General features: G+C 57.8%; 19 protein-coding genes. 14 read left to right on the top strand and 5 right to left on the bottom strand.

Annotated features, from left to right (window positions below; all coding sequences use genetic code 11):
- The first annotated feature begins 26 nt into the window (after window positions 1-26).
- The 6 genes from JL015_RS27345 to JL015_RS27320 all read left to right on the top strand — a co-directional run bounded on the left by JL015_RS27345 (window position 27) and on the right by JL015_RS27320 (window position 7012).
- On the top strand, window positions 27-1385 hold the full coding sequence (locus JL015_RS27345) for an aspartate aminotransferase family protein (protein WP_201020668.1): 1359 nt from the start codon (window positions 27-29) through the stop codon (window positions 1383-1385).
- Between the two features lie 240 nt (window positions 1386-1625).
- On the top strand, window positions 1626-2723 hold the full coding sequence (locus tag JL015_RS27340; protein WP_201007235.1) for a polyamine ABC transporter substrate-binding protein: 1098 nt from the start codon (window positions 1626-1628) through the stop codon (window positions 2721-2723).
- A gap of 241 nt (window positions 2724-2964) precedes the next feature.
- Window positions 2965-4032 (top strand): polyamine ABC transporter substrate-binding protein, encoded by a 1068-nt coding sequence (locus JL015_RS27335; RefSeq protein WP_374063561.1) that lies wholly within the window; start codon window positions 2965-2967, stop codon window positions 4030-4032.
- A 60-nt stretch (window positions 4033-4092) separates the two neighbouring features.
- The gene (gene potA / locus JL015_RS27330; RefSeq protein ID WP_201020666.1) at window positions 4093-5235 is read left to right on the top strand and encodes a polyamine ABC transporter ATP-binding protein; all 1143 of its coding nucleotides are present in this window, start codon (window positions 4093-4095) and stop codon (window positions 5233-5235) included.
- On the top strand, window positions 5232-6152 hold the full coding sequence (locus JL015_RS27325; RefSeq protein WP_201007230.1) for an ABC transporter permease subunit: 921 nt from the start codon (window positions 5232-5234) through the stop codon (window positions 6150-6152). Before potA ends, JL015_RS27325 begins: the two co-directional genes overlap by 4 nt.
- On the top strand, window positions 6149-7012 hold the full coding sequence (locus JL015_RS27320; RefSeq protein ID WP_201020665.1) for an ABC transporter permease subunit: 864 nt from the start codon (window positions 6149-6151) through the stop codon (window positions 7010-7012). Before JL015_RS27325 ends, JL015_RS27320 begins: the two co-directional genes overlap by 4 nt.
- Window positions 7013-7078: 66 nt before the next feature.
- Here JL015_RS27320 and JL015_RS27315 read toward each other — a convergent pair whose 3' ends face one another.
- Both JL015_RS27315 and JL015_RS27310 read right to left on the bottom strand, forming a co-directional pair.
- Complete coding sequence (locus JL015_RS27315) at window positions 7079-9466, bottom strand: penicillin acylase family protein (protein ID WP_201020664.1); 2388 nt, start codon at window positions 9464-9466, stop codon at window positions 7079-7081.
- Between the two features lie 170 nt (window positions 9467-9636).
- The gene (locus JL015_RS27310) at window positions 9637-10206 is read right to left on the bottom strand and encodes a DUF6436 domain-containing protein (RefSeq protein ID WP_201020663.1); all 570 of its coding nucleotides are present in this window, start codon (window positions 10204-10206) and stop codon (window positions 9637-9639) included.
- 103 nt (window positions 10207-10309) lie between these two features.
- Here JL015_RS27310 and JL015_RS27305 point away from each other — a divergent pair, with 103 nt between their 5' ends.
- Complete coding sequence (locus tag JL015_RS27305) at window positions 10310-11251, top strand: alpha/beta hydrolase (RefSeq protein WP_201020662.1); 942 nt, start codon at window positions 10310-10312, stop codon at window positions 11249-11251.
- A gap of 11 nt (window positions 11252-11262) precedes the next feature.
- Here the strand turns inward: JL015_RS27305 and JL015_RS27300 are convergent, their stop codons facing one another.
- Window positions 11263-12021: a DUF2059 domain-containing protein gene (locus tag JL015_RS27300; RefSeq protein ID WP_201007222.1), complete on the bottom strand. Its 759-nt coding sequence runs from the start codon at window positions 12019-12021 to the stop codon at window positions 11263-11265.
- 142 nt (window positions 12022-12163) lie between these two features.
- Here JL015_RS27300 and JL015_RS27295 point away from each other — a divergent pair, with 142 nt between their 5' ends.
- Complete coding sequence (locus tag JL015_RS27295) at window positions 12164-12799, top strand: 2OG-Fe(II) oxygenase (RefSeq protein ID WP_201020671.1); 636 nt, start codon at window positions 12164-12166, stop codon at window positions 12797-12799.
- 132 nt (window positions 12800-12931) lie between these two features.
- Complete coding sequence (locus JL015_RS27290) at window positions 12932-13369, top strand: DUF4399 domain-containing protein (protein WP_201020661.1); 438 nt, start codon at window positions 12932-12934, stop codon at window positions 13367-13369.
- A gap of 63 nt (window positions 13370-13432) precedes the next feature.
- Here JL015_RS27290 and serA read toward each other — a convergent pair whose 3' ends face one another.
- On the bottom strand, window positions 13433-14662 hold the full coding sequence (gene serA / locus JL015_RS27285; protein ID WP_201007220.1) for a phosphoglycerate dehydrogenase: 1230 nt from the start codon (window positions 14660-14662) through the stop codon (window positions 13433-13435).
- 159 nt (window positions 14663-14821) lie between these two features.
- Here serA and JL015_RS27280 point away from each other — a divergent pair, with 159 nt between their 5' ends.
- From JL015_RS27280 to JL015_RS27265, 4 genes are all read left to right on the top strand, one after another.
- Window positions 14822-16216 carry an FAD-binding oxidoreductase gene (locus tag JL015_RS27280; protein WP_201020660.1) on the top strand — a complete coding sequence of 465 codons (1395 nt, stop codon included), beginning with the start codon at window positions 14822-14824 and terminating at the stop codon, window positions 16214-16216.
- Between the two features lie 54 nt (window positions 16217-16270).
- Entirely contained in the window at window positions 16271-16936 is a 666-nt protein-coding gene (locus JL015_RS27275; RefSeq protein WP_201007218.1) for a fumarylacetoacetate hydrolase family protein, read from the top strand.
- A 222-nt stretch (window positions 16937-17158) separates the two neighbouring features.
- Entirely contained in the window at window positions 17159-18076 is a 918-nt protein-coding gene (locus JL015_RS27270) for an SdiA-regulated domain-containing protein (protein WP_201020659.1), read from the top strand.
- Window positions 18077-18163: 87 nt separating this feature from the next.
- Window positions 18164-19057: an SdiA-regulated domain-containing protein gene (locus JL015_RS27265; RefSeq protein WP_201020658.1), complete on the top strand. Its 894-nt coding sequence runs from the start codon at window positions 18164-18166 to the stop codon at window positions 19055-19057.
- Window positions 19058-19112: 55 nt separating this feature from the next.
- Here JL015_RS27265 and rpiA read toward each other — a convergent pair whose 3' ends face one another.
- On the bottom strand, window positions 19113-19784 hold the full coding sequence (gene rpiA, locus JL015_RS27260; RefSeq protein WP_201007215.1) for a ribose-5-phosphate isomerase RpiA: 672 nt from the start codon (window positions 19782-19784) through the stop codon (window positions 19113-19115).
- Between the two features lie 144 nt (window positions 19785-19928).
- Between rpiA and JL015_RS28215 the strand changes: the two genes are divergently transcribed.
- On the top strand, window positions 19929-20005 hold a 77-nt coding region (locus tag JL015_RS28215), incomplete at its 3' end, for a hypothetical protein (RefSeq protein ID WP_374063560.1).

The following is a 20005-nucleotide window of genomic DNA, read 5'->3' as shown; positions in this document are numbered from 1 at the left end:
ATCGAACCCGGACATAGGAACGCTGCATGAGTGCCAAGAACCCTCAAACCCTGGAATGGCAAGCCTTGAGCAGCGAGCACCATCTGGCACCATTCAGCGACTACAGACAGTTGAAAGATAAAGGCCCGCGCATCATCACGCGCGCCGAAGGCGTTTATCTGTGGGACAGCGAAGGCAACAGGATTCTGGACGGCATGTCCGGCCTGTGGTGCGTCGCCATCGGCTATGGACGTGAAGAGCTGGTGGAAGCTGCCAGCAAACAGATGCGCGAGCTGCCTTATTACAACCTGTTCTTCCAGACGGCCCATCCTCCGGCGCTGGAGCTGGCCAGGGCCATTTCCGAAATCACGCCTGCGGGCATGAGTCATGTGTTCTTTACCGGCTCAGGCTCCGAAGGCAACGACACCATGCTGCGCATGGTCCGCCATTACTGGGCAATCAAAGGCCAGCCCAATAAAAAAACCATCATCAGCCGGGTCAATGGCTATCACGGCTCGACCGTTGCCGGTGCCAGCCTGGGCGGCATGACCTACATGCACGAGCAGGGCGATCTGCCGATCCCGGGTGTGGTGCATATTCCCCAACCGTACTGGTTTGGTGAAGGCGGCGACATGACGCCTGACGAGTTCGGTATCTGGGCTGCCGAGCAACTGGAGAAGAAGATTCTCGAACTGGGCGTGGAAAATGTCGGGGCGTTCATTGCCGAGCCGATTCAGGGCGCGGGCGGTGTGATCGTCGCGCCGGATAGCTACTGGCCGAAGATCAAGGAAATCCTGGCCAGGTACGACATCCTGTTCGTGGCCGATGAGGTGATTTGTGGCTTCGGTCGTACAGGTGAGTGGTTCGGTAGCGATTTCTACGGCCTCAAGCCGGACATGATGACCATCGCCAAGGGCCTGACCTCGGGGTATGTGCCGATGGGCGGCCTCGTCGTACGCGATGAAATCGTCGCAGTGCTTAATGAAGGCGGCGACTTCAACCATGGTTTTACCTATTCCGGGCATCCTGTGGCGGCGGCTGTTGCGCTGGAAAACATCCGTATCCTGCGCGAAGAGAAAATCGTCGAAAGGGTTAAAGCGGAAACGGCACCATACTTGCAAAAGCGACTGCGCGAGTTGAACGATCATCCCCTGGTAGGAGAGGTTCGGGGTGTTGGTCTGCTGGGTGCAATCGAGCTGGTGAAAGACAAGACCACTCGTGAGCGTTATGCCGACAAGGGCGTTGGCATGATTTGCAGAACCTTTTGTTTCGACAATGGCCTGATCATGCGGGCCGTGGGCGATACCATGATCATTGCGCCACCGCTGGTCATCAGTCTTGCGCAAATCGATGAGTTGATCGAGAAGGCGCGAAAGTGCCTGGATCTGACGCTGGCCGCACTGTAGAGGCGGATTTATCCGCGAGACGTCGTTGACGGCGACGCATGTTTTTCGGATGTACCGGCCTTTCGCGAATGAATTCGCTCCCACGGTCAATTCGTAGTGGGGCTTGTTTGACAGGAATCTCCTGCAGCATGGATGCGTATGTGGTGAAAGTCGGCTTGAAAGCTCGAACCGGAACTTGCCAGACTAATGGCTAGAAGCCGCTAATCTAACGGTCAGTGATAAAACATTGGAGCTGTACGCATGAAAAAATTTGGCAAGACCCTTCTCGCCTTGTCCCTCATGGGCGTGGTGGCCGCAACTGCACAGGCCGATGACAAAGTGCTGCACGTTTATAACTGGTCCGATTACATCGCACCGGACACCGTTGCCAAATTCGAGAAAGAGTCCGGCATCAAGGTGGTCTACGACGTTTTCGACAGCAACGAAACACTGGAAGCCAAGCTGCTGGCGGGCAAGTCCGGTTATGACATCGTTGTGCCGTCCAACAATTTCCTGGCCAAGCAGATCAAGGCTGGCGTCTATCAGGAACTGGACAAGTCCAAGCTGCCCAATTATGGCAACCTGAACAAGGACCTGCTCAAGGCCGTTTCGGTCAGCGACCCGGGCAACAAGCACGCTTTCCCGTACATGTGGGGCTCGATCGGTATCGGCTTCAACCCCGAGAAGGTCAAGGCCGCTCTGGGTGCCGATGCGCCGGTCAATTCCTGGGATCTGCTGTTCAAGCCTGAAAACGCAGCCAAGCTGAAGTCCTGCGGTATCAGCTTCCTAGATTCGCCAACCGAAATGTTGCCGATCGCTCTGCATTACCTGGGCTACCCGACCGACTCCCAGGACAAGAAGCAACTCGCCGAAGCCGAGGCACTGTTCCTGAAGATTCGTCCTTCGATTGCCTACTTCCACTCCTCCAAGTACATCTCCGACCTGGCCAACGGCAACATCTGCGTAGCGGTCGGCTACTCGGGTGATATCTACCAGGCCAAGGCGCGTGCGGAAGAAGCGGGTGGCAAGGTCAAGGTCAGCTACAACATTCCGAAAGAGGGTGCTGGCAGCTTCTTTGACATGGTCGCGATCCCCAAGGATGCCGAGAACGTCGACGGTGCCTACAAGTTCATGACCTTCCTGATGAAGCCGGAAATCATGGCTGAAATCACCAACGAAGTACGTTTCCCGAACGGTAACTCGGCAGCGACTGCGCTGGTCAACAAGGAAATCACCAGCGATCCGGGTGTCTATCCACCTGCAGACGTACAGGCCAAGCTCTATGCAATTGCTGACTTGCCTGCTGCTACCCAGCGGATCCTGACCCGCAGCTGGACCAAGATCAAATCGGGCAAGTAACCGCCTTCCGGTAGGAGCGAATTCATTCGCTAAGCTCTTTTCATTCAATGCAATTGCGGCGTCTGAACAAGAGCTTTCGCGGATGAATCCGCTCCTGCGGGCGGTGCGTCATATAAAGTTCTTTGCGATTTGCAGTCATCAACGGTAAGTTGCCGACCCATTTTTCAGCTCACCGATACGGGCACCAGACCCCATACTGAAAAGGATTGTTTACGTGTCTATTTCTTTATTGGCCAAATCGATGCTCGCTGTTGCGGTTCTGGCAATGGCTACCGGTGCTCAGGCTGAGTCCACCGTACACATCTACAACTGGTCCGATTACATCGGCAAGACCACTCTGGCGGATTTTGAAACCACGACCGGCATCAAGCCGTTGTACGACGTATTCGACTCCAACGAAACCCTGGAAGCCAAGCTGCTGGCCGGGCGTACCGGTTACGACGTGGTAGTGCCGTCCAACCATTTCCTGGGCAAGCAGATCAAGGCTGGAGCGTTCCAGAAGCTCGACAAGTCGCTGCTGCCCAACTACAAGAACCTCGATCCTGCGCTGCTCAAGCGTCTGGAGAAGAACGATCCGGGCAACCAGTACGCCGTGCCTTATCTGTGGGGCACCAATGGCATCGGTTATAACGTCGAGAAGGTAAAGGCAGCGCTGGGTGTCGACAGGATCGACTCCTGGTCCGTGCTGTTCGAGCCCGAGAACATCAAGAAACTCTCCAGTTGCGGCGTGGCGTTCCTCGATTCAGCCGATGAAATGATTCCGGCCGTGCTCAACTACATGGGCCTGGACCCCAACAGCACCAAGGAAGCCGATTACAAGAAGGCTGAAGCCAAGCTGTTGGCGGTACGTCCTTATGTCACCTATTTCCATTCATCCAAATACATTACCGATCTGGCCAACGGCGATATCTGCGTTGCGGCCGGTTTTTCGGGCGATGTCTTCCAGGCTCGCGACCGTGCAGAAGAGGCGGACAAAGGCGTGAAGATTGCCTACGCCATTCCCAAGGAGGGCGGCAATCTCTGGTTCGACATGCTGGCTATCCCGGCTGACTCCAGAAACGTCAAGCAAGCCAGCGCCTTCATCAACTATCTGCTTGATCCTGCGGTGATCGCCAAAGTCAGTGATGAAGTCGGTTATGCCAACCCGACACCGGCGTCCGGTGATCTGATGGATCAGGACATTCGCACCGATGAAGCGGTCTACCCGCCTCAGGAAGTGCTGGACAGGCTGTTCGTGAATAGTGAGTTGCCACCCAAGGTGCAACGTTTGATGACCCGCAGCTGGACCAAGGTCAAGTCGGGGAAATAAAAAATCCAGCGCCCGACCGCACGGGTCGGGCTGCATACCTATTTGTTGGGAGTTTCACCCATGCCAGTTGCCTCCGGCGCCTACAAGAAAGCCATCGAAGGCGGTCAGCAACCCACAGAGGTTCTGGTCAGGATCGATCGAGTCACAAAAAAGTTCGACGAGACGGTTGCCGTGGACGATGTGTCCCTGCAAATCAACAAGGGCGAGATCTTCGCCCTGCTCGGCGGTTCCGGGTCAGGCAAGTCCACATTGCTGCGCATGCTGGCCGGTTTCGAGCGCCCGACCGAGGGGCGTATCTTCCTGGACGGCGTCGACATCACCGACATGCCGCCCTACGAACGTCCGATCAATATGATGTTCCAGTCCTACGCGCTGTTCCCGCACATGACCGTGGCCGACAACATCGCCTTCGGCCTCAAGCAGGACAAGCTGCCCAAGGAAGAGATCGAAGCCCGTGTGGCCGAGATGCTCAAGCTGGTACACATGACCCAGTACGCCAAGCGCAAGCCGCATCAGCTTTCCGGTGGCCAGCGTCAGCGCGTGGCCCTGGCCCGCTCGCTGGCCAAGAAGCCCAAGTTGCTGCTGCTCGACGAGCCCATGGGCGCGCTGGACAAGAAGCTGCGTTCGCAGATGCAACTGGAACTGGTGGAGATCATCGAGCGCGTTGGTGTGACCTGTGTGATGGTGACCCACGATCAGGAAGAGGCCATGACCATGGCCGCACGCATCGCGATCATGCACCTGGGCTGGATCGCCCAGATCGGCAGCCCTATCGACATCTACGAAACGCCTACCAGCCGACTGGTCTGCGAGTTCATCGGCAGCGTCAATCTGTTCGAGGGCGAGGTGATCGAGGACATGGAAGGCTATGCGCTGATTCGGAGTCCCGACCTTGAGCGCCAGATCTATATCGGGCACGGCGTGACCACGTCGGTGGAAGACAAGCACATCACGTATGCACTGCGCCCGGAAAAACTGTTGATCACCACTGAACAGCCGACCTTCGAGCACAACTGGTCGCGCGGCAAGGTACATGACATCGCCTATCTGGGCGGTCACTCGGTATTCCATGTCGAGTTGCCCGGCGGCAAGCTGGTGCAGTCCTTCGTCGCCAACGCCGAGCGCCAGGGCACCCGGCCCACCTGGGGTGATGAAGTCTACGTGTGGTGGGAAGATGACAGCGGCGTGGTACTGCGCTCATGAAAATCCGCAAGATCAAACGTGCGCTCCAGCGCATCACGCCCAATGGCCGGCAACTGGTCATTGGTGCGCCGTTTCTCTGGCTGTTTCTGTTTTTCGCCTTGCCGTTCCTGATCGTTCTCAAGATCAGCTTCGCCGAGGCGGATGTGGCGATCCCACCGTATACCGAGATCTTCAGTTACGCCGAGGACAAGCTGCAACTGGTCCTGAATCTGGCCAACTACACGCTGTTGAGCGGTGATGATCTCTATATCTCGGCCTATCTGGGCTCGCTGAAGATGGCATTCTTCAGCACCTTGCTGTGCCTGTTGATCGGCTACCCCATGGCTTACGCCATCGCCAACGCCCGCAAGGACATGCAGACCGTGCTGTTGCTGCTGATCATGATGCCGACCTGGACGGCGATTCTGATTCGCGTCTATGCCTGGATGGGCATCCTCAGCAACAACGGGCTGCTCAACGCCTTCCTGATGTGGCTGGGCCTGATCGACGAGCCGTTGCAGATCCTCAATACCAACCTGGCGGTCTACATCGGTGTGGTTTATTCCTACCTGCCGTTCATGATCCTGCCGCTGTACGCCAACCTGGTCAAACACGACCCGAGCCTTCTGGAAGCCGCATCGGATCTGGGTTCCAGTACCTTCAACAGCTTCTGGAAAATCACTGTGCCGCTCTCCAAGAACGGCGTGATTGCGGGCTGCATGCTGGTGTTCATTCCGGTAGTGGGCGAATTCGTGATCCCTGAACTGCTGGGTGGCCCGGAAACCCTGATGATCGGGCGTGTCCTGTGGCAAGAGTTCTTCAACAACCGTGACTGGCCGGTTGCTTCGGCGCTGGCGGTAATCATGCTGCTGGTATTGATCGTGCCCATCATTCTGTTCAACCGTAGCCAGGCTAAAGAACTGGAGGGCAAGGTATGAACCGCTTTCGATTCTCGAACCTGATGCTCATCCTTGGCCTGCTGTTCATCTACGCGCCGATGGTCATCCTGGTCATCTACTCGTTCAACGACTCCAAGCTGGTAACCGTCTGGGGTGGCTGGTCGGTCAAGTGGTATGTCGGCCTGCTGGACAATACCCAACTGATGGGCTCGGTATGGCGCTCGCTGGAAATCGCGCTCTATACAGCGATTGCCGCTGTTGCGCTGGGTACCATGGCGGCTTTTGTCCTGACCCGAATCTCGCGTTTCAAGGGCCGTACGGTCTTTGGCGGGCTGGTCACTGCACCGCTGGTCATGCCGGAAGTGATTACCGGTCTGTCGCTGTTGCTGCTGTTCGTGGCCATGGCGCAGTTGATCGGCTGGCCGCAGGAGCGTGGCATCGTCACCATCTGGATCGCCCACACCACCTTCTGCTCGGCCTATGTCGCAGTGGTGGTGTCGTCGCGTCTGCGTGAGCTGGACCTGTCCATCGAAGAAGCGGCCATGGACCTGGGCGCCCGGCCGTGGAAGGTGTTTTTCCTGATCACCATCCCGATGATCGCGCCATCGCTGGCCGCGGGCGGCATGATGTCCTTTGCCCTGTCGCTGGACGATCTGGTACTGGCCAGCTTCGTATCCGGGCCGGGCTCGACGACATTGCCGATGGAAGTGTTTTCTGCTGTTCGCTTGGGCGTGAAGCCGGAAATCAACGCAGTGGCCAGCCTGATCCTGCTGGCGGTTTCGCTGGTGACTTTCCTGGTCTGGTACTTCACCCGCAGGGCCGAGGAGCGCCGCAAGCGCGCCATCCAGCAGGCCATCGAAGAAAGCGCTGCCGATACCTACAAGCCGCGTACTGCCTGACCTGTAGGAACGGATTCATCCGCGAAGAGGCCATTGAGGCCATTCGCGAATGAATCCGCTCCCGGGTTATTTCCCCGGCACCAGCTTCAACAGCCCCTCGGTATGCTCCTCAACGTCCTTCTCGCTGAAGCGCTGTGGCACATACTCGCCGTTGATGTACGCCTTGGCCTGATCCGAATAATGCCGGTCGAACGGCACACCGCTTTGTCCGACCGGGTTGATACCCAGGCTGTGGGCCGGGTCGGCGAAGTCGATCAGGCGACGGGTCGATGGGCCGTAATTGACCGGCCATGGTGCCGTGCGCAGGCGTGACGAGAGGTTGTTGGGAACCTCATGGCTGCCCGGCGCGGCATAAGGGCCGACATTGAATATGCGGTCCAGCGGCTTTTGCGAACCCAGCGGATGACCATGGGTCAGGGTATGTACTTTGCCCCACACCCACTCGTCCGGGTTGTTGCCATACATGGATTTCAAGTGCGAAACACTGGCGCGCCACGCAACCTTGACTGTATTGGCGCGACTCTCGGTATGCGGTGAATGGCGATTGTTCCACCAGGGTGAATTCGCATCGGCTGCCAGACGTGGCAGGGCCGCATCGAGTACCCGTGATGTGGTCAGGGTTTCAAAGAAGCCGTCACCCAGTTCGTCGTGAAAGGTTTCCTCTGTCAGGTCAAACAGGAACTGGCTGAACAGGGTTGCGCCTACAGAATCGACCGGATAATCGCCTTTCCATTGGGCCAGGCGCTCCACCAGTGCCAGTTCTTCCGGATCGGTGATCTCGCTGCGCAGAACCGGAATCAATGGCGTCAGGATGTTTTGGGCGTAGTCGGTTCGAGTGCCCAGTTGCAGCGCCTTGCTGTTGTTCAGATCCCACTTGATCGCCGGGTCGCTCAGTTGCCTGTTCAGGTACTGCCCGCGGTCGGCCGGGTTGTAATAGCCCGGAATCTGCATGCCGGTCGGCGACAGCGGCTGGAAGTTGGCCGAGATGATATAGCCACGCGCCGGGTTTTCTTCCTGCGGGTTGGCGCTGAACGGGTAGAAGCCAAGCTTGTCGGCCTGCGCCGTGCTGCCATCCAGAATGTAGGCGGGGTTGACCCCTTCAGGCCGGATCGGCAGTTGTGCTGCCGCCCACCAGCCGATATCGCCCTGATTGTTGGCCCAGACAATGTTAAGGCCCGGCGACTGGATCTTCTCGGAGGCATGCCGCATTTTTTCCAGTGTGTTGGCGCGGTTGGCTTCATAGAAACCATCGAGTACCGGGTTTTCCGACACCAGGAACGACCACCACATGGCAATGGGAGCCTTGCCCCCGTTCTTGCCCACCACATCGTTGACGATCGGGCCGTGGGGCGACTGGCGCAGGGTCAGTGCTACATCTGGCTGGCCCTTGACCTTGATCTGTTGTTCGGTGCTGGTCATGTCCACCCATTTGCCCTGATACCAGACCTGGTTCGGGTTTTCGGGGTTGGTCTTTTCGGCAATCAGGTCCACGTCGTCGTTCTGGAACATGGTCAGGCTCCAGCCGAAGTCCATGTTGTGGCCAAGGAACGCGAACGGGTTGAGGGCCTGATAATGGCCGTACAACTCAAAGCCCGGTGCGGAGAGTTGTGCTTCGTACCATACGGACGGCACTGAAAAACTGATGTGCGGATCGCCCGCAAGCAAGGGTTTGCCGCTTTGGGTACGGCTGCCGGACACTGCCCAGGCATTGCTGCCCTCAAACTGTGGCAGGCCGGCGGCTGCGACAGCTTCGTGGCTTAGTTGCGCGAGGGTGTTGAGGTCTTTCCAGTCGGCACTGGACAGGGCTGGTTTTTGATCGAGCATGCCTTGAGGGTGCCAGTCCAGATCAAAAACCTTCAGGTACTGCGGGCCGAGTTCGTCGCGCACATAGGTCAGCAGTGGTTCGGTCCGAAAGGCCGCAGCAAAGCTGTAGGCCAGGTAGCCGGCGATGCTCAGGGTGTCCTCAGCCGTGAAAGGGCGTTTCGGGATACCCAGTGCATCGAACTCCATCGGTTTTGCGTGGGTGTCCTGATACTGGTTGACGCCATCCAGGTAGGCTTGCAGCGCTTTCCAGGACGGGGCTTGCGGGTTCTGGCGGGCGACGTACGCATCGGCGTGTTCGCGTATGCGCAGACTGCGGAACATCTTGTCGGTTCCGATCAGGTTGGGCCCCAGGATTTCGGCCAGTTCGCCTCGTGCCAGACGGCGCAGCATCTCCATCTGGAACAGGCGGTCCTGCGCATGGACGTAGCCGAGGGCGCGATACATGTCCGCTTCGTTCTCGGCCCGAATATGCGGCACGCCGCGTTCGTCGTAGCGCACGCTGACCGGCGCCTGCAAATGTGTCATGGCAATTTCGCCGTCTCGCACCGGCTGTTTGCTATGGATATACCAGCCAGCGGCTGCTGCAAGCAGTGCGATGAGAATGGCGAGAATGGCAAGGATGCGCTTCATTAAAACTTCCCTATGAAAGGCTCGGGCAGGGGATGTGCAGGCTACAGGAGTGGATGGTTTTCGCGAATGAATTCGCTCCCACACCGCCCTGTGGAGCGAATTCATTCGCGAACAGGCCGCCGCAACAGGGCAAAACGGTCTCTACATGAACGGATGGGCACTCGGGATATTTATTGCCAGGCGCAGTAACAGCCCACGGCCATGGTGTTTGTGCTGTTCACGTTGCGACCGTCGAGCAGGGCGTGCAGGATCGGCTCGATGAAGCTGTTGCCGGAGTTGCAGGTCAGCCCCTCGCTGTAAGGCCCGAAATACGCGAGTTTGCCGTCGCGATCCCAGATGGCGACTGCCGGGCTGACGGTGATTTTTTCGGCACCCGCAAGCGTGCTCAGTGTTTTGATCGTATCGGCTGTTTGTGACGATGGTTCGGGCGTACCGGGCTTCTGCACGACATAGAAATCCACTCCTTTGTCGCCACCGAAGTGCTCAATCAACTCAGACAGATGCTGCTGGTTGCCGACATTGCACGGGCAGGACGGGTCCTTGAAATGCACCAGACGAATACGTCCCTTGCCAGCCAGTTCGGGTGGAAGGCTCAGGCTATCGCCAGTGAACAGGGCGGTCTGATCACTGAAAGTGCGCACGTAGCGGCTCTGAAACCAGTCATGGGCCATCCACAATCCTGCCGCACAGATCAGGACGAACAAGCAGGCAAACAGGTTGCGGCGCTGTGAGGCTTTCATGACAGACGTTTCTATTTAGGGTGGCGTAGCTTGCCACGCCCGAGCAGACAGATGAATATCGCTACACTGTCTTTTCAAGGTCATGTCGGAATCTGGAAGCCTTATGTCTGCAACGTTTGACCCTGATCAATTACGCGCCACGCTGTCACCGCTGAGTGCGATGGAATCGCTCTCTCTGGATGGGCAGCTCTATCAGCGTTTCTATGGCCTGGCGGGGCTTGGTGGCGAGAATGTCATACGCAGCTGGCTCGGGCGCCTGGATGTCGGGGGGTATGAGATTGTCGGGCAGGTCTGGTTGCCCGAGCAGCCTGTGGCAACCCTGTTTCTGTTCCATGGTTTCTATGACCACATGGGCCTGTATCGGTACGTGATCGAATGGGCGCTGTCCCAGGGTTTTGCCGTGATTTCCTGCGACTTGCCGGGGCATGGGCTGTCCAGCGGCAGCAGGGCGAGCATCAATGACTTTGCCGAGTATCAGGCGGTATTGCAGCGTTTGCTGCTGGAGGCCGAGAGCCTGAACCTGCCACAGCCCTGGCATCTGTGCGGACAAAGCACTGGTGGGGCAATCGTGATCGACCATTTGCTCAATCAGGGCAATGACAGCCCGGCGCAGGGCAAGGCGATTCTCTTGTCGCCACTGGTTCGGCCTCGTGCCTGGGGTTGGTCAAAGCTCAGTTATTACATGCTCAAGCCTTTTGTGGACGGCATTGCCCGGCGGTTTTCCGAGAACACCAATGCTCCGGCTTTCCTGCCATTCCTGCTGGCCGATCCATTGCAGCCGCGCCGTCTGCCGACCGCCTGGGTGGGAGCCTTGTCGCGCTGGATCGTGCAGATTGAGCGTGCGCCGCGCAGTACGCGCAGCCCGCTGATCATTCAGGGCGATGCGGACATGACGGTTGACTGGAATCACAATCTGACGGTGCTCAAGGCCAAGTTCAGCGAGCCGCAGATCCTGATGCTCGGCAAGGCGCGGCATCATCTGGCCAATGAAATGCCGGAGTTCCGGGCGCGATATTTCGAGTTTCTGAAAGGGCGCATGGACTGAGCCCAAGCGGATTACATGGCTGGAGCCAGGCTGGAGGTGCTTTGTCCGACTGCAAGCCCTGCGCGGATCGCGGCCAGGGCTGCCTGATAGTAGGCCCGGCCTTCCGCTGATTCAGCGAAACTCGAAAACTCTTCCAGTTCCGGATCGGACAAGTCGCGGTAGACGTACAACAGCGTGTTGTTCAGGTCTGCACTGATCTGCGCCATCAGACGTTCGCGCTGCCCTTCAAGCATGCCTTGTGCCTGTCCGCCGCCCAGAAGGCCCGGAATCATCTGGCTCAGGCTGTCGGCTGCCACGCCGGCAATGGCGAGGCTGACTTCTGCGCCGGCCTGTTTGGCGGGCAGCGCCTGGGCCAGATGGCCGATCAACAACTGGCGGGTCGCGTCGGCTTCGATCTGGGGCAGCCCCTGAGCGTGCTTGGCCAACTGGTCAGCGCGGGTCGCCGTCAACTCTGCCTTGACGATCTTGCGTCCCAGCGGGGACTGGAAGAACCGCAGCGCAGGTGCCGGGTCTTGAAGGCTTTCACGAAGGCGCTTTTCTGCCCGCTGATCCATGGCCTGCGGTGCAAAGCGCTGGTTGCTGTTATTGACCAATGCCTGAAATACCGCTGGCGGCAGATTTTCGCGGTAGCGTTGTTGAGCAGCCTTGATGGCATCGTTGAAATGCGCGCGCTGTTCTGGCCAGCCGGCGGCCTTGTACAACTGATCGTGGCCGTCTGCCCAGGCGGGCAAGGCGCAGAACATCAACAGCAAAACAAACAAACGACGCATTCGGGACTCCTGTCGGCAGGTCGCTATTCTCGGGGTGTTCACGGGGATTTGTCGAGTTATGACTGCCCTTGTTGCATGAAAACACCCGCACATGATCGTGCGACATACACGCCTCTGTCGAATTCAGGGGCTTATGGATACTATGCACGCCATGCGCATATCTCCCGATCACCCACTCCTGTTGCGAATCGTCGACGACCTGGCCGCCAATGGCTGGTCGCAGCAGAATATTTTCCTGCCCGAAGGTCTGACCCGCGAACTGGCACAAGAGTGCCATCGACGTGCAGCCGAGGGTGAGCTTGAGCCTGCCGGTGTCGGACGAGGGCTTGCGCAGGAAGTGCGCGAAGGTATTCGCGGCGACCATATCCAGTGGCTTGAGGCGGGGCAGGCCGAGTGCAGCGACCGCTATCTGGAGTTGATGGACAGCTTGCGTCTGGCGCTCAATCGCGGTCTGTTCCTGGGGCTGGAAGATTACGAAAGCCATTTTGCCCTTTATCCGCCAGGGGCGTTCTACCTCAAGCATGTGGATCGCTTTCGTGATGATGACAAGCGCATGGTCTCGGCCGTGCTCTATCTGAATCAGGCCTGGCTGCCCGAGCATGGCGGGCAATTGCGCATGTACCTCAAGGGTGACGTGACCTATGACGTCCAGCCTGCAGGCGGTTGTCTGGTGGTGTTCCTGTCCGGCGATATCCCCCATGAAGTGCTGCCTGCCACCCGCGAGCGGCTGTCCTTGACCGGCTGGTTCCGGCGTCGGGGCAACGAACTGTTTCTCTGAGGCCGTCCGGCTTCATGAAATCTGTGTCATGAGCCCCATTCTCCTGGGGGTAGGACTATCGTAAAGAACTGTGCTGAACCGAAGGCATGGGTTCAGGTCCGATAGGTAGTCTCATAAACGCCCGGAGAGATCATGACATCCCTATTTTCCAGAACTGCCCTCGCAGGTCTGTTGCTGGCAGCGTCGACCTTTATTCATGCGGCCGATATCCCGCGTACCGCTTCGCCTGCGGGCGCGGAGGTTTACATCATCTCGCCCAAGGACGGAGAAACCGTGACGTCGCCGTTCAAGGTGCAGTTTGGTCTGAAAGGGATGGGTGTTGCGCCAGCAGGTGTCGATATACCCGAGACTGGCCATCATCATTTGCTGATCGATGTAAAAGATGAGCCTGCAGCGAATGCTCCGCTACCGACCACCGACAATATCCGCCACTTCGGCAAGGGCCAGACTGAAACCGTGCTGAGCCTGCCACCGGGTAGCCACACCCTTCAGTTGCTGTTGGGTGACAAGTCGCATATCCCGCTGAATCCGACGGTCGAGTCGAAGAAGATCACGATCAACGTCAAGTAGGAGCGGATTTATCCGCGAAATTGCTTCGCGAATGAATTCGCCCCTACCGGGACATGGCCGTTATCAGAACAGAACGCGGCTACGGATGGTGCCTTTGATCTGTTGCAGCTTCTCTTGTGCCAGGTCCGAGTAATCGGCGTCCACGTCGATGACCACGTAGCCGACTTTCTCGTTGGTCTGCAGGAACTGGCCGGAGATGTTGATGCCGTTTTCCGCGAACACCTTGTTGATCTCGCTCAGCACGCCCGGAATGTTTTCGTGGATGTGCAGCAGGCGGTGCTTGCCAGGGTGAGCAGGCAGAGCCACTTCCGGGAAGTTGACCGAGGAAACCGAAGTACCGTTGTCGCTGTACTTGACCAGTTTTTCCGCAACTTCCAGACCGATGTTGGCCTGAGCTTCGGCAGTGGAGCCGCCGATGTGCGGGGTCAGGATCACGTTGTCCAGGCCACGCAGCGGGCTCTCGAAGATGTCGTCGTTGGAGCGAGGCTCCACCGGGAACACGTCGATTGCAGCGCCGATCAGGTGCTTGTCCTTGATCGCGTCTGCCAGGGCATCCAGCTCGACCACGGTGCCGCGAGCGGCGTTGATCAGGATGCTGCCCTTTTTCATGGCGCGAATTTCTTTCTCGCCGATCATCCACTGGGTTTCAGTGGTTTCCGGAACGTGCAGGGTCACGATGTCGGCCAGGCCCAGCAGCTCGGTCAGGCTGGCAACCTGAGTGGCGTTGCCCAGCGGCAGCTTGGTCAGGGTGTCGTAGAAGTAGACCTGCATGCCCAGGCCTTCAGCCAGTACCGACAATTGAGTACCGATCGAGCCGTAGCCGATGATGCCCAGTTTCTTGCCACGGATCTCGAAGGAGTTGGCCGCGCTCTTGATCCAGCCGCCACGGTGGCAGGAAGCGTTCTTTTCCGGGATGCCGCGCAGCAGCAGGATGGCCTCGGCCAGCACCAGCTCGGCTACGGAGCGAGTGTTGGAGTACGGGGCGTTGAACACCGCGATACCGCGCTCACGCGCTGCGTCGAGGTCAACCTGGTTGGTGCCGATGCAGAAGCAACCGACGGCGACCAGTTTCTTGGCGCTGTCGAACAGCTCTTCAGTCAACTGGGTGCGCGAGCGGATACCGATGAAATGGGCGTCGGCAATCTTTTCCTTCAGCTCGGCTTCCGGCAGAGACTTGGTGTGGTACTCGATGCTGGTGTAGCCGGCGGCCTTGAGGACGTCAACGGCGGATTGGTGGACGCCTTCGAGAAGAAGGAACTTGATCTTGCTCTTGTCGAGGGAAGTCTTGCTCATCTGCGTAAACCTGTGTCCCGGGGAAAAATGGCAGGAGGGCCGGATCGGCCGTAGGCACGATTCGCGGGGGGCGTATGCTAGCATATGCACCCCGCGAAACCCCATTCCCGAACGTGAACCGTTCTCAGGATGCCCATGAATTGTTCGAGAGTTGCGTCCATGACCAATCCCGCTTTGATTGATGAGCTAAAAACCCTGGTCGAGCCAGGCAAGGTGTTGACCGATAGCGGTTCTCTCGAAGCCTACGGCAAGGACTGGACCAAGCAGTTCACGCCCGCCCCCACGGCCATTGTGTTTCCCAAGACCATCGAGCAAGTTCAGGCCATCGTGCGCTGGGCCAACGAGCGTCTTGTGGCGCTGGTGCCTTCGGGCGGCCGGACAGGGCTTTCAGCCGCAGCGGTAGCGGCTAATGGCGAAGTGGTGGTTTCGTTCGACTACATGAATCAGGTCCTGGAGCTCAATGTCACGGAGCGTACGGCCGTTTGTCAGCCCGGCGTGATCACCCGGCAGTTGCAGACTCTGGCTCAGGATAACGGTCTGTATTATCCGGTGGATTTCGCTTCTTCGGGCTCCAGTCAGATTGGCGGCAATATCGGCACAAATGCTGGCGGGATCAAGGTCATTCGCTACGGAATGACTCGCAACTGGGTCGCGGGCCTCAAGGTCGTCACCGGTAAGGGCGACCTGTTGGAACTGAACAAGGACCTGATCAAGAACGCCACCGGCTACGACATGCGTCAGTTGTTCATCGGCGCCGAAGGCACGCTGGGCTTTGTGGTCGAAGCAACCATGCGCCTCGATCGTGCGCCCCGCAACCTGACCGCCATGGTGCTGGGAACCACTGATTTCAATTCGATCATGCCTGTGCTGCATGCCTTCCACGGCAAGCTGGACCTGACGGCGTTCGAGTTCTTCTCCGACAAGTCGTTTGCCCGCGTCATGGCCCGTGGCGACGTGCCTTCGCCATTCGACACGCCTTGCCCGTTCTATGTGCTGCTGGAGTTTGAAGCGACCACCGAGGATGTGGCCAACGATGCCCTGGCGACCTTCGAGCATTGTGTCGAGCAGGGCTGGGTGCTCGATGGCGTGATGAGCCAGAGCGAGCAACAGTTGCAGAACCTGTGGAAGCTGCGCGAATACATTTCCGAAACCATTTCCCACTTCACGCCCTACAAGAACGATATTTCGGTCACGGTTTCGAAAGTGCCGGCTTTCCTGGGCGAGATCGATGCCATCGTTGCAGAGCACTATCCTGACTTCGAAGTGCTCTGGTACGGCCATATTGGCGATGGCAACCTGCATCTGAACATTCTCAAGCCCGAGAGTCTGGACAAGAACGAGTTCTTCCAGACCTGTGCCAAGGTCAACAAATGGGTGTTCGAGACAGTGGAGAAATACAACGGCTCGATTTCTGCCGAGCACGGTGTGGGGATGACCAAGCGTGACTATCTGACGTACAGTCGCTCACCTGCTGAAATCGAATACATGAAAGCGCTGAAGGCGGTCTTCGACCCTAACGGCATCATGAACCCGGGCAAGATATTTGCTGTTTGATCAGCCGACACACCTTATTCAACGAAGCCAGAATTATCAGACCCAGGAGACGTCATGAGCTACCAGCACAAATATGTCGATGGAACGAGCATCCACTTCCCGCTGGGCAAAGTGGTCTGTATCGGTCGTAACTATGCCGAACACGCCAAGGAACTGGGCAATCCGGTCCCGACCGAGCCGTTGCTGTTCATGAAACCCGGCAGTTCCGTGGTTGCTCTGGAAGGCGGGTTCAGCATTCCGGCAGATCGCGGTTCCGTGCATTACGAAGCCGAAATCGTCGTCCTGATCGGCAAGCCGCTGAGCAAGAACCCTTCCCGCGAAGAAGTACTCGACGCCATCAGTGGCTTTGCTCCGGGCCTGGACCTGACCTTGCGTGACGTGCAGTCGCGTCTGCGCGAAAAAGGGCTGCCATGGGAGCTGGCCAAGTGTTTCGACGGAGCTGCAGTCATCGCTCCTTTCGTGCCTGCCGAAACCTACCCGGACCTGACCGATATCGGTATTCGCCTGACCATCAACGGCAAGGTCGTACAGGATGGCAACAGCAGCCTGATGCTTAACCCGATCGTGCCGATGATCCAGCACATGGCCGCCAACTTCTCGTTGCAGGCCGGTGACATCATCATGACTGGCACCCCGGCAGGCGTCGGGCCGTTCGAGGCCGGTGACGAAATCGTGCTTGAGCTGACCGGCCAGAACCGCTTTGAGAGCGTCGTTCGTTAAACGCCCGGTTGCTGCTTTTGAAAAACGCCTGAGATGACCTCTCGGGCGTTTTTTTTGGCTCTGTCTTGTGGCCCTGTCGCCAGCAAGCTGCCTCCCACAGACACTGAACCGGCTTGGCAGCATCAATTGGCGTTTTTTTCACACTTGATCTGGATAATCCGGCTGCCTCTCATCCGAGGGCTTTAGGTTATGGTTGCGTTATATCAGCTCAGGAATTCATTAATGGCCAGGCTTCCCGCGTCTCAAAATAGCCGTTTCCGTCTGTTGGGCATGCGTTGGTATGCATGGTTGCTACTGGTTCTGGTCATGGGATATGCCCTGGCGTTTGCGATGCACTGGGATGATCGTGCATTGCTATGGGTCAAGGAAGGCTTCCAGAGCAAGGCGTCCCGCAGCGCCAGCATCTGGCTCCCGGACTACAAGGTAGAGATCGATGCCAAGCCATTGTCCGGCATGGAGAAGGACGAAGCCTCCGATCTGTCTTACAACCCGGTGACCAAGACATTGTTCTCGGTCATGGGCAAGCATCCGTTCCTGGTAGAGCTGACCCTCAAGGGCGATGTATTGCGCAAGATCCCCCTGGTGGGCTGGAGCAACCCCGAGGGTATTGCCGTCCTGAATGACGGCCTGATCGGAATTACCGACGAACGCCAGCATGTACTGAGCATCGTCAGGGTGACCGCCGAGACCACGACGCTGAACATGGCCGATTTCCCCAAATACGACCTTGGCCCTTCAAAGAACCAGAACAAGGGTTTTGAAGGCGTGGCCTGGGACCCGGTCCGTCAGCAGATATTGCTGGGTGAAGAGCGTCCGCCTGCCTTGTTTACATGGAAGAGTGATGGCAGTGACGTATTGAAGGGCGAGAAACAAAAAGTCACCAGTATCTCGCTGGACGTGCGCAACCTTTCTTCATTGAGTATCGACCCTCGCACCGGGCATACGCTGGTGCTTTCTGCCGATTCACACCTGTTGCTGGAAATTGACGAAAACGGACAGCAAGTCAGCTTCATGACCTTGCTGGGTGGCATGAACGGCTTGAAAGACACTATCCCGAGGGCAGAAGGTGTGGCGCTGGACGAGGAGGGGACGTTGTATATGGTCAGCGAGCCGAACCTGTTTTATTCGTTTCGCAAATAGTGAAGCGTGAAATGGCATTGCGCTATTAAGCATGAATTCAGATTCCCGTGATATTCATGCTGCCCGATTAATATTTGAGTTGCCTTGATGCGTCTCCCTATTCGATCTGCCCTGTTGTTTTCGTTGATGATTGCGCTGGCTGCCTTGCTGTTTTTTGCGGATCGGGAATATCGTTTCGTGAAGCGTGCTTCGTTTGCCTGGCAGATGCTCTGGCAGCCGGATTTGCAGCAGACGGTCGGTCTTGATCGCTACAAGGTCGAGATTGAAGGGCAGGTGATTGAAGGGCTTGAGGACGATGTCTCGGCCCTGAGTTACGACCCGGATCGCAAAAGCCTGTTCACGGTAACCAACCAGAAGAACGAAATGGTCGAGCTGAGCCTGGATGGCCGCATCCTGCGGCGCATCCCCTTGACCGGTTTCGGCGATTCGGAAGCCATCGAGTACATCAGCCCTGGCGTTTATGTCATCAGTGACGAGCGCCAGCAGCGCTTGCTCAAGGTTCATGTAGACGACAACACCCAGACCCTCGATGCCGCCGATGCGGTGCAACTGACACTGAGTATCGATGTGGGCCGCAACAAGGGCTTTGAAGGCCTGGCCTACGATATCAAGGGCCAGCGGCTGTTCATCGCCAAGGAAAGCGAGCCGGTGCAGATCGTCGAAATACGCGGTTTCCCCCAGAGCAGTAACAGCCTTGGCGTCATTTTCGACAGAAAACGCGATGCAGGCCTGTTTGTGCGCGACATGTCCAGCCTGTACTTCGATGCGCCTACGGGGCACTTGCTGCTCATGTCCGATGAGTCGAAAAAGATTCTGGAGCTCAATGACGAAGGTCGCCCGATTGCCAGCGCTTCCTTGAAAAAGGGCCAATTGGGTTTGAGCAAGGACGTACCGCAGGCCGAGGGTTTTACCCTGGATGACGAGGGGACGCTCTACGTAGTGAGCGAGCCGAATCTGTTCTACAAGTTTCGCAAGCCATAGGCTTCGTTCAAGCCAGAGTTCCGCGACGGGAACTCTGGTCCAGACTGCCCGCTGTTTAGCGAGTCAGGGTTTTCACACCTTCGGCGGTACCCAGCAACAGCAGGTCTGCACCGCGAGCCGCGAACAGGCCGTTGGTGACCACGCCCACGATGGCGTTGATCTGCGTTTCCAGCTCCACCGGGTTGGTGATGCTCATGTTGTGGACATCGAGAATGATATTGCCGTTGTCGGTCAGTACGCCTTCACGATAGACCGGGTCGCCGCCCAGCTTGACCAGTTGGCGTGCAACATGGCTGCGCGCCATAGGGATGACTTCGACCGGCAGCGGGAATGCGCCCAGCACCGGCACCAGCTTGCTGCCATCGGCGATGCAGATAAAGGTCTTGGCCACGGCGGCCACGATTTTCTCGCGAGTCAGCGCAGCACCGCCGCCCTTGATCAGGTTCAGGTGCTCGTCGCTTTCATCGGCGCCGTCGATGTAGAACTCCAGATCGCTGACCGTATTGAGTTCATAGACCGGAATGCCATGGCTCTTGAGGCGTGCTGCCGTGGCTTCGGAACTGGCAACTGCACCATCAAACGCAGCCTTGTGTTTGGCCAGCGCATCGATGAAGCAGTTGGCCGTGGAGCCGGTGCCGACACCGATGATGCTCTTGTCGTCGATCTTGGGAAGAATGAAATCGACAGCGGCTTGAGCCACGGCCTGTTTGAGTTGATCCTGAGTCATGCTGGCTCCACGGTGCCAAAGGTGCAAAAAGGGGCCGCATTATAGCGATGACTGCGCCGCAAAGCCCCGTCATTCGTATGGTCGTTCATCGGAGTGCGGAGTAGACTTCTCGGCCTTGCCCTCTTCGCCAGTGATATCGCCCCGATGCTTGAACAGTACGTCAAGAAAATCCTCACGTCCCGCGTCTATGACGTCGCCGTAGAAACCCCGTTGCAGGGCGC

The sequence above is a fragment of the Pseudomonas cichorii genome, from assembly GCF_015471405.1.
Classification (GTDB): domain Bacteria; phylum Pseudomonadota; class Gammaproteobacteria; order Pseudomonadales; family Pseudomonadaceae; genus Aquipseudomonas; species Aquipseudomonas serbiensis.
Note: the sequence above shows the minus strand (reverse complement) of the source record. Positions and strands in the feature narration are given on the sequence as shown.